Raw genomic sequence first — 15,677 nt, 5'->3', positions numbered from 1 at the left:
CTAAAATAAGAGCCTCTAATTCTGAGTCTGTAAGAATATACTCAAATCTCTTGATATTGGAAACCATAGATTGAATTTTTAAACTCTTTTTTGTGCTCTCCCTAAAATATGAACTCACCCGCCGTTTTAAATTAATTGCCTTTCCGACATAAATAACATCATCCCGAAAATCATGCATCAAGTAAACTCCCGGTGTGTTGGGCATTTTTTTCAATTCCTCTGTAAAATTAAAATCACTCATGGGATTATTATAACATACTTAACGTAAAAAATCCCCCGAGTAACTGATATTGTAATATCAGGTCTCGGAGGATTAAAGTTTTATTCACCCTTTAAATATTTAACTATTTCTACTTTACTTGACATTACAGCAAATAGAATACTAAAGAACAGTGATAAAAAAACACAACAAATTGAAAGCGTAAATATCGAATATAAAGTTATTCTTATACTCCACAATTCTTTTAAAACAAACCATTTATATAATTTAATTCCACACATTGTAATCATAATCACTGCTATCGATATACACACATCCACTAGCATGACAATAATTCCCTCTACAAAAAATTGAAAAATAACATTCTTTTTACTTGCACCAATAGCTCTTCTTACACTGACCTCAAATCTCCTTTCACTTAGGGCATTTGAAAAACAGCTTAACAAATTTATTCCTAGCAAAAACAAAAGACCTATTGTAATCCCCTCTTTTATTTTTACTGAACTAATATACTGCTCTCTCATTACTTCCTTTTCAGATAATGGCGAACTAATCTGTAAGCCTAAATCTTTCGCAATATTTTGAATTTCTTTTACATAATCTGTATACATTGTTAACTTATATGAATGTTTCCCATATACTTTTTCTTCAAATGCATCATATGACATAAATACGTCAAAATATCCGCCATATTCAAGCAAATCATCAGAATAGTCTTTCCAATCATTAACTTGTTCATTGCATATACCTGATACTGCAAATTGTAAATAGTTAATACTACCATTATCTCTTTCTATTGGTAATTTTAGATACAAATTGCCCTCATTATCCTGTCGATTTTTCATTAAATCATAAAGCCGTTGCGATACAATTATATTTTTCCCCTGTATATGTAAATTTCTCTTTCCATTATTCATTTCAACTCTTTTAGTTAAATTATAATAATAAGCCCATACATTATTAGGTATAATATGAATATTAATGATAATAGAGGTTGACGGAACTCTCCATATACTCGATACATCTAATCCTTCAATTTCCGTACTTGTGTAACTATATGATTTTTTCATCTCACTTAGCTTTTTTTCTAAAACTTTTACTTTTTCTATATCTTTATTCTCATATTCAATAAATGCAACCTTACTTGACACATTTAATATCTCTTTATGCTCATTAAATATACTTGAATCAGAATAAAACATATATATTCCCAATGCCGAAAAGGAAATAATAATTGTAACAGATAAAAAAACATAATTTTTTTTATTTACATTAACCATATTTCCGGCATTTCTAATGCTTCTTAGTAAACTGCCAATCATAATAATATCCCATTTTCTAACATATATTTTTTTTCTGCCATACTCGCTGTGTCTTCATCATGTGTTATCATTATAATAGCCCTTCCTTTTTCATGCTCTTTTCTTAAAATATCAAGTACAATACTCTTATTCTTTTCATCTAAATTTCCTGTAGGCTCATCAGCAATAATTAATCCCGGATTCAACAATAAAGCTCTGGCTATTGCAACTCTTTGTTTTTCACCTCCACTCAACAAATTAGATTTTTTATCAAGCAAACTGCTAATATCCATTGAGTACACCAGCTCTTTAAAGCGTTTAATTAAAATATTTCTATCTTCTTTTATATATAATGATGGCATAATAATATTATCTCTGCAAGATATGTTTGGAATTAAATTATAGGATTGAAATATAAAGCCAATGTAAGATTTTCTTATGTGAGAATAATCTTTTGAACACTTTAAAATTTGTCCATTAAAAACATATTGCCCTTCATCAAATGGTTCTATCAACCCAAGAATGTTCATCAATGTTGACTTTCCTGCACCCGATTGACCACATATTGCATAGTAACTGCCATTATCAATGGATAATGTAATGTCTTTTAGCACACTTTGTGTACCATATGCTTTTTTAATTTTTTTGAGTTCTATATTAATTTTCTTCACTAATTTCCTCTTCCACCTTAGAATATCCTGAATCGCAATAGACCCCTTCTTTTATTCCGTCACCGGTAATACAAATAAACTTATCATTTGCAAACCCCACATTAACCTCGACATCCTCTAAAAACAATCCATTTTCATCTACTGTGCGAATATAATGCTTATCGTCTACAGAATATACACAATCTCTTGTCACAACTAATGCATTACTGTATACCGTATCAGTGTATAATTCATATTTTTCCACTGTTTTTCCATAAATCGCCTTTTTATCCGGAATAGTCATCCAAACTTTAAACTTTCCCTCTTCAATTATATTAGACTTCTCAAGTATTTTGATTTTTTTTCCTTTATTATTATAAAACTTCTTTGTGTCAAAATCCTCAAACTTATCTTCGTCCACATATGCTTCATATACAAGATTACTGAAATCATTATATTTAATAATCGTATTATCTTCGCTATAATTAATATTAGAAATGCTTCCATTAAAATTTGACTTGATTATATTACCTTTATCATTACCTAAAATTTGATTTTTATGAATTTCATCTCCCACTTCACATTCGATAACCGCCTCATTACTACACACTATAGTATATTCTTCAATAGAAGTTACTTTCATATCTACGAGATAAGATTCTTTCATATCCATTTTTATAACTTTTTCTATTCCACCATATGCTGTAATGGACATATAAAAATCTGTATCTTCATCATACTTTTTAATTTCACGATTAGAAATGACAATGACTGCCCCTAAAGGAATACAGTAAATTAGAATACATATAAGAAATATTAAAAAATTCTTAATTTTCATTGTTCACTTCCTTACTAATTATTTAAATTATTCAAATATAAATTAAATATATCAATAGAATCAGCTTTATATGCGTATATTTCATATGCCGTTCGTAAACATGCTCTTGCCATAATCGGAACATTTAATATTCCAGATTTCTTATTAATTTTATAATCAATACATACAATAGGCGAAATGTAATAACCTATATTATTTTTCAAATTATCACTTTTGCATTGTAAAATAATACTTACTGATGAATCTGGGGGGATAACAGTTTTCTTATCTTTATTATATTCAAACTGTACAACACCTGATTCATTACTTATTACGATTTTAGCTTCTTCGATTGAAATTCTTTCCCTTGTATTTTTCAGATTAAATGATTGAATTTCCATCTTTTCATCAAATGTCTCAATAACTTCATCTAGCCGAAGTTCAAACTTACCATCTTTCTCATTATCTAACGAAATGTAATCTAAACCATTAATCGTCTGGCAGGCAGAATCCTCTCCATCTAAATCCCTTGCAAATGTTTCTTTCAACTTTCTCGAGTTATCCACATAAATTCGCCCAATATCAAAATCATATTTATCATTGTTATATGTAACTGTCATTTGATTTATCTCATTATCAGCTGAATTACCAATATGTTCTGTATCTAAAGTTACAGAGCATGTATAAACATATAATTCTTTAAATTCATTGTTATTTATTATAACATTCCTATAATCTTCTTCGCTTATTTGTTCTATTTCTTTGGATTGTTCTTTGACTTCATACCCATTATAAGCACAAAGTAATGCATATCCAAATTTTTCTTTATCAATCTTTTCTTCTCCTACTACATCACAATCATATTTTATCGTTGTATCAAATTGTATACCTATTTTATCTGCATTTAATTTTTTTGTTGAAATTATTCTAAACTCAAAATCATAAAAAGGCATATTTTTCATAAATTCAATGTCACAATTCTCTAAATCTGTTAACAAAACTTGTTTATACTGTGGCAATATAAACCTTTCATCCAATTTACTATTTACATTATCTTGTTTTTTTGAACATCCACAAAACAAAATTACTACTAATATAATATATGTTACTTTTTTAATTTTTGTATTCATTTTTCATTCTCCCATGCTGAAAAAGTTTTATTCTATGTCTATAAGCATAAATTTTCAATACCTTACATTAACAGATTTAAATTTAATACTTTGTATATATACCTTGTTGCTGAGGGTCTTTCTTATACCATTTCATTCTCTTTGCAGGAACTGTATTCTCATTTGGATTATATATTACTTTCTTTGTTTTAACTTTCCTATCACTCGATTTCGATATGCTTTCCTTTGCAAACTTATAATTCAATGCTTTTCCATATGTAACAGATTCCAATGCATACCAACCTTTTTTATCCTTTTTCTTAATTGTTGCCTCATACCCCTGCTTATAAGTTTTAGATACCTTATTTTCAACACTTACACCTGCCATAACACTCGCTGAAAGCTCTGCTTTTGAAGATACTCCCAAAGCCTTTACTTCACCACCAACTGTAGTAGACAATGCACTTTCAACCTTTACTGTAGCCGTTGAAGATAATGTCTCTCCAACTTCTATGCTTAATTTTTCAGAGGAAGCAGCCTGTGTATGGTACAAAATATCAATTAATTTTATACTTTTCGGTTCTGATGTTGAATTTACTGATAAAGAATAGTGATATCCGTTCGCTATCCGAGATTTATAATAACAGTCACGTGCACTTACCTCTATCTCACTTATTAAACTACATACACTTAATAGTAATGTAAATAACAATAATCTTTCTTTTTTCATTTTTTATACCCCTCTCATGTTTTTTAAACAATAAATATATTTAATCGGCATTTATATTATCATAATCTTTTTTTTATGTCAATTGCACTTGTATTTATTATTTTCTGATTGTAATAAAGTAAGCAAAATGGCAATAGCAACCCGAATTATTACATCCATTTATAGAACCAAAATATAACCATGCAGATATCAAAACAATTTATAAAAGATTTTCTTTATATAATATTTACTTAAATTTTTTCTCTATATACAAAAAATTAAGGCTTCACACATACTGCATAAAACCTTAACATTATTCTTTGTTAGCTTTTTCCAATAACAATAGTATTTATATAAGTGTTCCTATTTTTCATTGTTCTACAATAGGAACAACAAAAAATCTCATTTGACTTAACATTTCTTCAGCATTTATAAATAGATACTTACTTTCAATATATACAATTTGTATCTTTTTTAAATATTCTTTTTCCGGACAAATAAATTCTTCACTCATTCAATGACTTCCCTTAAAATTTAGAGTATCTTGTTTTTAATTTCTCCCTCATTTTTTCAAGCATACTATTTGATACAAACATTCCTACTGAACCGCGTGTTGTACCTTTTACAAAAACTGTTGTATAGCAATATTGTGACTCATTAATTATATTTTCATCTCCTATTACCCTATTGGCAATCGTTAACATAACAATTGATATTATAGAAAATATAAATATAAACATAATTAAAATCATATTATTTTCTCCCTGTATTCATTGCGATAGCTTAATTTATCTATTGATTTCGTAATTCTTTTAAAATAAAAAATAATAATGCTGTTTTCTATTATATATAATAATAAAAAAACAAATATTGATACCGCAATAATGTATATTAGTGTTTCATTACAATATTGTATCGACATTCCATATTCCATTACAAATAGAAACAAAATTACTGCTAATATTAAATTATAAACCCAATGTCCTGTGATATTTTCGGCAAATCTCCATCCAATAGTAGTAACTAATGATGTTATCATAACAAAAATGATATCTGTTCCCAAATATTTCTTCCATTCCAGTAGACCATCGTTATAAACTGTTTTCATTATAAAGATTACAGCAACAGAAACTATAACTAGAAAGAAATTAACCGTAATTTGTTTTCTTATCTTTTTCATAATCTCTTTTCATTATCTATCTCTTAAAAAGTATCTTTGTTTTAGAGTGATATTTTAACATTTTTTTAATTACTATTCAAGAATTTTAGTATAAAAATATTTCTTTTAATATAATCATTTTTACTATTTTATTATATGATAAAAAAGGATATTATTGACAAGAAATTATATCTATTCTCCATGGAAAAATTTAAATATATTTGTTTTCTCAACTCCACTTTAGGTCAGTTTACAAGGAACTACATGTAGACCGTGAAACGGGCTGATGACAACAAAAGGCAGTATCCTCCCGGAAAGGGCAGCATACCGCCTGTTTTGTTGTCTTGGGTTTCCACCTTGATTGCCTATCAGCAAAGAGAAAAAATTGATTTTTCCGTTCAAATCCTTTCATAGTATCAGCTCCACAAATTCTGATTTCAGCTATGTTAATTTCTGGTGCCTACATTCCAACTACTTTCCTGATAGTACTTTTCGTCCTTATTGTTAATTTATTTCTGATACTTGCACTGGCTGTTTTTGACCACCAATTTGTCTTTTGATAATCTCTTCGGCTGAATGACCAAAATATTGCTTCTTTGTAGTCTTGTATCTTCTCCAATTCTTCTTTCGGCTCTCCGATTTCATTGAAAACGTCAGCAAATGTAGCTGGCGGCATAATAAAAATTAGATTATCATAGATTTCCTTATCGTCATTTCCCCACCAATCGGGAGCATTACATAAAATGTCCTCAAGCTCTTCTTTCGCAATGACAAAAACAGGAATATCTAAATCAAACCGACTTTTTATCATCATTACAATCCGTTTTGTAATACTCCCTATATCATTTTCATCACTCGAAAAAATCACGTTACCACTATTCAGATATGTCTTAACTTCTTCATACCCTAATCTTTCAACGCATTTTTTCAGCTCAGTCATTGTTACCTTGTTTCTGCCGCTTATATTGATGCCACGCAAAAAAGCAATATATCTTTTCATATCCACCGGCACCTCCACAACTCCCCTGGTTTATCCTCTACCGTATACACTCATTTACATATTCCATAGGTACGTCCATGTGCCCTGCCACCTGTTCCGGTGTCATTCCACTGTCTATAAATCTTTTACAAACCGCTTTCATATTTTCGCCCACTTCGATAATATACCTGTCTGGGTCATAGAAACGAACCACGCGCTGTCCCCACGAATGTTCCTTGACCGGGTGAACATATTGAATATTACATTTTCCTAAGTTATCTGCAAATTTATCAAAATCATCTTCCTCAAAATAAATTTCAAAATTATTACCGCCGAAAGAAATATCACTTGTAGCAATAAATTCCTTATATGTTTCCAACGTCTGCAAGGCTAAACCGCCCGTTAATGTCTTGTTTGCGCCAAAATCCGTGACTACCTGAAGCCCCAAAACCCTTTTATAAAATTCAACGGTTTTATCCATATCCGTTACAACCAACATAGGATTCTTTAACTCCATTTCAATACCTCCTGCAAATACTTTCGCTTTCCTACCTGCTCGAACCTCTTTTTTATCAACTTCTGAAATTGTTTTAATATTATCAATATTAGTCTTTTTTAAATTAACTTATCAAAGATTTTTTTGTAGCATTCCATAAGTCCGGAACAGGTCAGCCAGATTTCTTGCTACTTCGGCACATGGGACAGCGTATCCTTTGACGACAAACGGCAGGTGGAAAATTTAATGATTACCACAATTGTCGTCACAAACGACAGCTTCCCCATCACACTGACGATAAATCTCCATAAACTCTTTCCCTGTAATCGTTTCCTTCTTATATAAAAACTCTGCAATCTTATCCAGTTTATCCCGATTATCTCTCAACAACTGTTTTGCTTCCTCATATTTTTCCTTAAGAAGAACCTTAACTTCTTCCTCGATTTGTGTAGCAGTCTTATCACTACAGTTGAGCTGTGAATGTCTTCCCAGATACGGGTCCTCGATTCTCTCCAGACTCATTAACCCAAACTTTTCAGACATACCATACTGTGCAATCATCGAACGTGCAATGTCCGTAGCCTTTTCCATATCGTTTGAAGCTCCTGTTGTAATAGAATGAAATACGATTTCTTCTGATGCGCGTCCCGCCAACAATGTAACCAGTCTTGCATTTAACTCATTTTGTGTCATAAGGAACTTTTCTTCCTCAGGCGCCTGAATCACATATCCCAATGACCCCATTGTTCTAGGCACGATTGTAATCTTCTGTACCGGTTCAGCATCCTTCTGCAATGCCGTAACAAGTGCATGACCAACCTCGTGGTAAGCTACGATTTGCTTTTCTTTCTTGCTTAGTATTCGGTCTTTCTTTTCTTTACCCGCAATAACTACTTCTACAGCCTCCATCAGGTCTGCCTGTGAAATTGCTTTCCTACCACATTTGACTGCATTAATTGCCGCCTCATTTACCATGTTTGCCAGGTCGGAACCTACCGCGCCACTGGTAATATTCGCAATTGCTTCTAAATCTACCGTCTCATCTAACTTTACATCTTTTGAATGCACCTTAAGTGTCTCGAGCCTTCCTTTCAAATCAGGAGAATCTACAATGACACGCCTGTCAAAACGCCCTGGTCTTAAAAGCGCCGGGTCCAAAACTTCCGGTCTGTTTGTTGCCGCTAAAATCAAAATACCTTTTGATGTATCAAACCCGTCCATTTCAGCAAGAAGAGCATTTAATGTCTGCTCTCTCTCGTCATTACCTCCACCATATCGGGAATCACGGCTCTTTCCAATAGAATCTATCTCATCAATAAATACAATACACGGCGCATTTTCCTCTGCCTGCTTGAATAAATCTCTCACCCTTGAGGCGCCTACACCAACAAACATCTCCACGAAATCGGAACCGGATAACGAAAAGAATGGTACATTTGCCTCACCTGCTACCGCTTTCGCAAGAAGAGTTTTACCGGTACCTGGAGGTCCCACAAGTAACGCTCCTTTTGGAAGCTTTGCACCTATGGCTGTGTATTTTCCGGGATTGTGAAGAAAATCAACCAATTCTACGACCGATTCTTTCGCCTCTTCCTGTCCTGCCACATCTTTAAATGTGACACCTGTCTTTTTCTGTATATAAACTTTAGCATTTGATTTTCCAACGCCAAAGACTCCACCGCCTTTTCCTCCGGATGCCTTTCGCATAATAAACATAAAGAATAACCAAAATAGAACAAGTGGCAATACCCACTCAAGTATTATAAGTAAAATACTAGTTGATGTACTGGTAGGCTCTGCCTTAAACTTTACCCCTGTATATTTAGATTTCAATTCAGATATCAAATCAGGGTCATTTAGTGATGTAGTCCAGAATGTCTTTTTTACTCGAATCAAAGAATTATTATTTTCTGTTTTTGGTTCAATATAAATTTTACCCGAATCGAAAACTACACTCTCCACCTGATTATTATCCAGTAACATAATAAACTGGTCATAAGTTATCTCCTGCTTCGTTGCAGAATTAATCATCATAGAACCAAGCGATGTAAATATAATTGCTCCGACAACTGCAATTATAATAGTTATAATCTTATTTTTCTTTTGGTCATCATTGCCCCTCATATTTGGATTATTTCTATTTGTATTTCTATTTTGATTATTATCCATTGTTTTTCCTTTCATCTAATCTTTCTAGTAACTTACTATATCACATCATGCAAAAATAATGTGAATTTTTATTGAATATTTCTTTAAATATTTAGTTTCTTTGAAAAATTCGATTTTATTCTAGCATAAAAAACCCTATTGTAGTAGACTAGTAAGGTGTTGTTAAAATTTGCATGATTTACTTATGGAGGAAAAATGACATGGCAGTAAAATATGTATTCGTAACAGGCGGTGTTGTTTCCGGTCTCGGAAAGGGTATTACGGCCGCTTCACTTGGAAGACTTCTGAAAGCTCGTGGCTATAAAGTTACAATGCAGAAGTTTGACCCTTATATCAATATTGACCCCGGTACTATGAACCCCATCCAGCACGGTGAAGTTTTTGTGACTGACGATGGTGCTGAAACAGACTTGGACCTTGGTCACTATGAGAGATTTATAGATGAAAGCTTAACCAAAAATTCAAACGTTACGACCGGTAAAGTTTACTGGTCTGTATTAGAAAAAGAACGACGTGGAGACTTTGGCGGGGGAACCGTTCAGGTTATTCCGCACATTACAAATGAAATCAAGAGCCGTTTCCACAGAAGCCTCAGCGAGGAAACTGAGATAGCAATAATCGAAGTTGGCGGAACTGTCGGCGATATCGAATCTCAACCTTATATCGAAGCTATTCGTCAATTCCAGCATGATGTAGGACATGAGAACTGTATTCTCATCCATGTAGCACTTATGGTATATCTTCCTGCATCAGAAGAAATGAAAACGAAACCTATACAGATGAGTGTAAAAGAATTGCAGAGACTGGGTATTCAGCCAGATGTTGTTGTCTGTCGTACAGAATACGAAATAGGTGACAGTCTAAAAGACAAAATCAGCCTTTTCTGTAATGTTCCTGCAAGTCATGTTGTTCAAAACCTTACGGTAGACATGCTCTATGAAGCCCCCCTTGCTATGGAAAAAGAACATCTTGCAGAGATTGTTTGCGAAAGTCTTAAATTAGATTGTCCAAAACCTGACCTTGACGATTGGAAATCAATGGTGGAAGCTGCAAAAAACCCAACCCAGGAAATTACAATTGCACTCGTCGGAAAATATATTGCATTGCATGATGCTTATATCAGTGTGGTAGAATCACTCAAACATGCCGGATATCCAAACAGAACTACTGTTAACATCAAATGGGTGGATTCCGAAGAAGTTACCAAAGAAAATGCGTCAGAAATATTTAGTGATGTTTCCGGAATACTCGTTCCGGGTGGTTTCGGTATTCGTGGCATCGATGGCAAATTAGCGGCAATCCAATATGCCAGAGAGAACAACATTCCTTTCCTTGGTCTTTGTCTTGGTATGCAGTTATCGATTGTTGAATTTGCCAGAAACGTAGTTGGATTTCGTGATGCACACAGCATCGAACTTGACCATGCAACTACACATCCGGTTATCAGTTTAATGCCAGACCAGGAAGGCGTGACAGACATCGGTGGTACTCTCAGACTTGGTTCTTACCCATGTGTATTAGACAAGGAAAGCAAAGCTTATGAACTTTATGGCTGTGAGTTAATTCAAGAACGCCATCGCCACCGCTATGAAGTAAATAATGATTATAGAAAAAATTTGACCGAAAACGGTATGAAATTATCAGGTATTTCTCCTGATGGAAGAATTGTAGAAATGATAGAGATTCCATCTCATCCTTTCTTTGTTGCAACTCAGGCGCATCCGGAATTAAAGAGTCGTCCTAACAGACCACATCCTCTATTCTTAGGATTTGTTAATGCAGCAATTAAAACAAAATAATTTGCTTAAAACGCTTCGCAGAAGAAATTATCTTAGCATAATTTCTTCCTCCCTAAAGCGGAGCGTTTATATATAATAAAAAAGGAATTTTGCGAACAAAATTCCTTTTTTATTATTGAATTTTATAACCCAGCATCCGGCTGATTTTTCATCATATCATCCAAACCGTCATTTCCTGACACGCCCTCATTCATCTGCCCCATCTGGTTCAGCATTGTAATAACAAGTGTTGTAATGTCTGATGCATTTTTCGGAATCATATCATCAATTGAAGCTTTTGTTTCTTTCACTGTAACATTCAAGCTGACGTTTCCGGTCTGTTTCACACCATCTTCTTCGATTGTGATATCTCCTGTCTCTAAAGAAATTTTACCCTCACTGCCGCTTGCTTTCGCTTTTGCCACAATATTAATATTTGATTCCTTAATTTCCTTTACAATATCTTGCTTGCTATCCTTTAAATCTTTCGCTTTATCCGCACCGGAAAGTGTTGTACCTAACATCTGCTCATATGTCTGTGAGATTGTATTATCTTCACCGTAAGCCTTTTTCACAATATCTTTACACAGTGTCATAATATCGTCATAGTCATTTTCAAAGAAAGTCGCAAGTGCATCTACCGCCTTATCTGCATTTTTACTATTTACAGATAATGTATAGTCATCGCCATCTTTGCCCTGTAAACTCTCAAAATCTTTTTCAACTTTATCAAAAATGTTATTTACTTTTTCAAGCAATTCCTTGTCAGTTTTCTGCTCTTCCGGTATTTCTACACCGGCTGCGTCGGCTAACTGCTTGTAATCTACTGAGATACTGTCTGTCACACCAATCTGTGAAAGTGATGACTTCACTTCTGTTGCTGCTTCTTCATCAAAAGTTTTTAGCAATTCAATTGCAGGTGCAACATCCACATAAAGCTTCGTGTCCTGAACGGCAATTGTTGTCAAATCCTGATAGTCTGTTGCCTTACCAAGTTTCACAGAAAATTTCATTGCCATCTTCTTTTCACTTTCCTGCTTTACATCAGCTTTTATGCCAACAGCTACCTTGCCCTCTTCATTCAATAACTGCTTTGGGTCATTGTCTCCCGCATCAAAAATCATATTCATTTCTACAGTACCTTCACCTGTAGATATTTTTGAGATTTCCTTCACCTCTTTAAAAAATGTACTTTCTTTCTCACCACATCCTGTTAGCAGTGATGTCACTAACACCAGTGACAAAATGAGTGATAATATTTTTTTACTCATAGTTTACCTCCTTTTGATAGCAATATAGCCATGCACCTATATTGCATGGCTATATTACGAATCATCGGTGCGACAGGATTCGAACCTGCGACCTCTGCGTCCCGAACGCAGCGCTCTACCAAGCTGAGCCACGCACCGTCTTCATATATCATATCATAAAATTAAAAAAATGCCACAACTTTTTAAAATTGCGGCATTTACATTTTTCCAAAATTACATATTATTGTTTTTCATCTGTGCTCCAAAAATCCACAGGTTCATAGTCTCTAAGCGCTACCAGATACCCCTGTTTCTGCAATTCTTCCTGTATCTCATCCAACATTTCCTTTGACTCCGCCGTCACTGTATGATAATGATATTCAGAGGTAATCTGTTCTAATGGTACAGATACTCCCCCCTTGATTTCCTCAACATACTTTTTTGCATCCCTTCTGGATTTTATATTCATTTCTACTCTGACAACACCATATACCTTATGATACACAAATACATCTTCTACCTTTCCACCAAGGTCTACAATAAGATTCAGTTCATCTATCATTTTCTCAGCACTATGTTTTACTTTAAAAACCCGTTGAATATTTCCTCTGTCCTGTAAAACATATCCCTTATGCGTAGACAAAATATTATATTGTTTCGCACGCAGTAATGCAATGTCCTGCACTACCACCTGACGGCTAATCTGAAACTTTTCAGCCAGCTTTGCCCCCGATACCGGGACATCACTTTCCTGTAATATTTTCAAAAGACTTTCTCTTCTTCTTTCGCCTTCCATTTTTCCTCCTGCTAAGACCAATATCAATTCTATTTTCATTACATAAGGATTGTAACGCATCATCAATAAAAAATTAAATACGATGCAAATTCTTTAAGGATATATCCATAATCGGAGCAGAATGTGTCAATGCTCCGCTTGAAATGTAATCCACACCCAAATCAGTAAGCTTTGCAATATTTTCTCTCGTTACATTTCCTGAAACTTCTATTTCTGCTCTGCCATCAATAATTTGGATTGCCTCTTTCATTACATCATGACTCATATTATCTAACATAATAATATCTGCACCGGCTTCCACTGCCTCTTTTACCATGTCCAGATTTTCCACTTCTACTTCTATTTTTCTTACAAACGGTGCATAATCTTTTGCCATCTTTATAGCGTTTGTTACGCTTCCCGCTGCACCGATATGATTATCCTTTAACAAAACTCCGTCCGTAAGGTTGTATCGATGATTATTTCCGCCGCCTATTCTGACAGCATATTTCTCAAAGATTCTATTATTTGGCGAAGTTTTTCTTGTATCAAGAAGTTTCGTCTTGCTTCCATCAAGCAATTTTGCAATAGAATTAGTATAAGTAGCAATACCACTCATTCTCTGTAAGTAATTGAGACCTGTGCGCTCTCCCACTAAAAGAACCCGGATATCTCCCGTCACTTTTCCCATAAGCTGACCTGCTTTTACTTCCTCTCCATCTTCCACAAACAAATCCACCTTTGTGGTCTCATCTAACAATTCAAATGCTCTTGCAAACACCTGAAGCCCACAAATCACTCCATCTTCCTTACATATTAACTCGACTTCTCCCAGACACCCTTTTGGCATTACTGAATTTGTTGTGACATCCTCACTGGTCACATCCTCCTTTAATGCACTTAAAATCAACGGGTCAACGGATAATTTTAATGTAACCTGGTCAAACATTTTTCTCTCCTTTGTTTATCTCATCTAATATAATCTGCTTATTTTCCTTATTCCACTGTTCTAAATCTGCATACAGTGTAAAATCAATATCTGCTATTTCTTTATATTCTGTATTATCAAACTGCCGCTCCATATCCCTCGCCGCACGTTTCGCAAAAACCATGCTTTCAAGAAGCGAATTGCTGGCAAGACGATTCCTTCCATGCACACCATTGCAGGCGGTCTCTCCAATTGCATAAAGCTGTTCCATCGATGTTCTGCTCTCGAGGTTTACCTTAATCCCTCCCATAAAATAATGTTGTGCCGGAACTACAGGAATCATTTCCTTTGGCACATTATATCCATGCTCCTTACAATGTTTTATAATATTAGGGAAATGATTTTCAAGCTGCTCTTTGTCAATTGTTCTCATGGATAGCCATACATGCTTTGTGCCATCTTTATTCATTTGTTTTCTAATATTTCTTGTCACAATATCTCTCGGCAGCAATTCATCCGTAAATCTATGATGATTTTTATCATAAAGCAGCGCTCCCTCGCCCCTGACCGACTCGGAAATAAGAAAGCTCCTGTCCTCTTCTCTCTCTGAATAAAAAGTTGTAGGATGAATCTGAACATAATCTACATTCTCCACTTCAACTCCATGCCTGATTGCCACTGCAACGCCATCTCCGGTCAAATGTCTGTAATTAGTAGAATATCTATAAATTCCACCAATCCCACCACTCGCTAAAACCGTATAATTCGCATAGATGGATTCCAACTTCCCATCATTTGTTTTCACAACGGCTCCATAACATTTGTTGTTCTCGCATATTATGTCAACCATTGTCCAATGTTCTTTTATAGTAATATTATTGTGTTTTTTACACGCTTCATACAAATGACTCGTTATTTCTCTGCCGGTAATATCCTTATGGTATAAAATTCGATTTCTTGCATGAGCGCCTTCTTTTGTAAACAAAAGATTGCCCTCCTCGTCTCTGGCAAAATCTACACCATATTCTAACAAATCCTTAACGACATCCGGTGATGATTGAATCATCGTCTCCACTGCTGCTGTATTGTTTTCAAAATGTCCTGCTTTCATTGTGTCATAAAAATAACTGTCAAAGTCATCCTCATCTTTCAGCATACACATTCCGCCTTGTGCCAGGTAGGAATCACTGTGTTCCACAATATCCTTTGTGATGATTAAAATATTTTTGTCCTTCGGAAGATTTAATGCGCAGTATAACCCGGCACATCCGCTTCCCACAATTAAAATATCTGCTTTCATAAAAATCTCGCTTCTAAATTTCTTTGAAAAATTGCTA

The 15,677-nt window shown here is 34.2% G+C and carries 17 protein-coding genes and 1 tRNA gene; 1 reads left to right on the top strand and 17 read right to left on the bottom strand.

Annotated elements, in window-relative coordinates:
* The 12 genes from Q5O86_RS00795 to ftsH form a co-directional block, all read right to left on the bottom strand.
* Positions 1–241, bottom strand: a 241-nt coding sequence (locus tag Q5O86_RS00795) for a GIY-YIG nuclease family protein (protein ID WP_302625254.1), incomplete at its 3' end; no start/stop codon positions are given.
* Positions 242–321: 80 nt separating this feature from the next.
* Positions 322–1,542, bottom strand: coding sequence for an ABC transporter permease (locus Q5O86_RS00790; RefSeq protein WP_302625253.1), 1,221 nt, complete (start codon positions 1,540–1,542; stop codon positions 322–324).
* Positions 1,539–2,192: an ABC transporter ATP-binding protein gene (locus Q5O86_RS00785; protein ID WP_302625252.1), complete on the bottom strand. Its 654-nt coding sequence runs from the start codon at positions 2,190–2,192 to the stop codon at positions 1,539–1,541. Before Q5O86_RS00785 ends, Q5O86_RS00790 begins: the two co-directional genes overlap by 4 nt.
* On the bottom strand, positions 2,179–3,009 hold the full coding sequence (locus Q5O86_RS00780; RefSeq protein WP_302625251.1) for a hypothetical protein: 831 nt from the start codon (positions 3,007–3,009) through the stop codon (positions 2,179–2,181). Before Q5O86_RS00780 ends, Q5O86_RS00785 begins: the two co-directional genes overlap by 14 nt.
* 14 nt (positions 3,010–3,023) lie before the next feature.
* Positions 3,024–4,118, bottom strand: coding sequence for a hypothetical protein (locus tag Q5O86_RS00775; protein WP_302625250.1), 1,095 nt, complete (start codon positions 4,116–4,118; stop codon positions 3,024–3,026).
* A gap of 82 nt (positions 4,119–4,200) precedes the next feature.
* The gene (locus tag Q5O86_RS00770) at positions 4,201–4,827 is read right to left on the bottom strand and encodes a hypothetical protein (protein ID WP_302625249.1); all 627 of its coding nucleotides are present in this window, start codon (positions 4,825–4,827) and stop codon (positions 4,201–4,203) included.
* A 349-nt stretch (positions 4,828–5,176) separates the two neighbouring features.
* Entirely contained in the window at positions 5,177–5,320 is a 144-nt protein-coding gene (locus Q5O86_RS00765; RefSeq protein ID WP_302625248.1) for a hypothetical protein, read from the bottom strand.
* A 13-nt stretch (positions 5,321–5,333) separates the two neighbouring features.
* Positions 5,334–5,558, bottom strand: coding sequence for a hypothetical protein (locus Q5O86_RS00760; RefSeq protein ID WP_302625247.1), 225 nt, complete (start codon positions 5,556–5,558; stop codon positions 5,334–5,336).
* Positions 5,555–5,986 (bottom strand): hypothetical protein, encoded by a 432-nt coding sequence (locus Q5O86_RS00755; RefSeq protein WP_302625246.1) that lies wholly within the window; start codon positions 5,984–5,986, stop codon positions 5,555–5,557. The genes Q5O86_RS00760 and Q5O86_RS00755 overlap by 4 nt, the downstream gene beginning before the upstream one ends.
* A gap of 439 nt (positions 5,987–6,425) precedes the next feature.
* Complete coding sequence (locus Q5O86_RS00750) at positions 6,426–6,965, bottom strand: DUF1697 domain-containing protein (protein ID WP_302625245.1); 540 nt, start codon at positions 6,963–6,965, stop codon at positions 6,426–6,428.
* Positions 6,966–7,002: 37 nt separating this feature from the next.
* Positions 7,003–7,461 (bottom strand): VOC family protein, encoded by a 459-nt coding sequence (locus Q5O86_RS00745; protein ID WP_302625244.1) that lies wholly within the window; start codon positions 7,459–7,461, stop codon positions 7,003–7,005.
* A gap of 222 nt (positions 7,462–7,683) precedes the next feature.
* Positions 7,684–9,624, bottom strand: a complete 1,941-nt coding sequence (gene ftsH / locus Q5O86_RS00740; protein WP_368074712.1) for an ATP-dependent zinc metalloprotease FtsH — start codon at positions 9,622–9,624, stop codon at positions 7,684–7,686.
* A 185-nt stretch (positions 9,625–9,809) separates the two neighbouring features.
* Between ftsH and Q5O86_RS00735 the strand changes: the two genes are divergently transcribed.
* The gene (locus Q5O86_RS00735; RefSeq protein ID WP_302625243.1) at positions 9,810–11,408 is read left to right on the top strand and encodes a CTP synthase; all 1,599 of its coding nucleotides are present in this window, start codon (positions 9,810–9,812) and stop codon (positions 11,406–11,408) included.
* A 122-nt stretch (positions 11,409–11,530) separates the two neighbouring features.
* Here Q5O86_RS00735 and Q5O86_RS00730 read toward each other — a convergent pair whose 3' ends face one another.
* The 5 genes from Q5O86_RS00730 to Q5O86_RS00710 all read right to left on the bottom strand — a co-directional run bounded on the left by Q5O86_RS00730 (position 11,531) and on the right by Q5O86_RS00710 (position 15,640).
* A complete protein-coding gene (locus tag Q5O86_RS00730; protein WP_302625242.1) occupies positions 11,531–12,658 on the bottom strand; it encodes a hypothetical protein in 1,128 nt (375 codons plus the stop codon).
* Between the two features lie 64 nt (positions 12,659–12,722).
* A tRNA-Pro gene (locus Q5O86_RS00725) sits at positions 12,723–12,796 on the bottom strand.
* 82 nt (positions 12,797–12,878) lie between these two features.
* Positions 12,879–13,433: a transcription repressor NadR gene (locus Q5O86_RS00720; RefSeq protein ID WP_302625241.1), complete on the bottom strand. Its 555-nt coding sequence runs from the start codon at positions 13,431–13,433 to the stop codon at positions 12,879–12,881.
* 73 nt (positions 13,434–13,506) lie between these two features.
* On the bottom strand, positions 13,507–14,361 hold the full coding sequence (nadC, locus tag Q5O86_RS00715; RefSeq protein WP_302625240.1) for a carboxylating nicotinate-nucleotide diphosphorylase: 855 nt from the start codon (positions 14,359–14,361) through the stop codon (positions 13,507–13,509).
* On the bottom strand, positions 14,354–15,640 hold the full coding sequence (locus Q5O86_RS00710; protein ID WP_302625239.1) for an L-aspartate oxidase: 1,287 nt from the start codon (positions 15,638–15,640) through the stop codon (positions 14,354–14,356). Before Q5O86_RS00710 ends, nadC begins: the two co-directional genes overlap by 8 nt.
* Positions 15,641–15,677: the final 37 nt, after the last annotated feature.

This window comes from uncultured Eubacterium sp. (genome assembly GCF_937958975.1).
In the GTDB taxonomy this organism is placed as follows: Bacteria; Bacillota; Clostridia; order Lachnospirales; family Lachnospiraceae; genus Eubacterium_G.
This window is presented reverse-complemented; position numbering and strand designations above follow the sequence as displayed.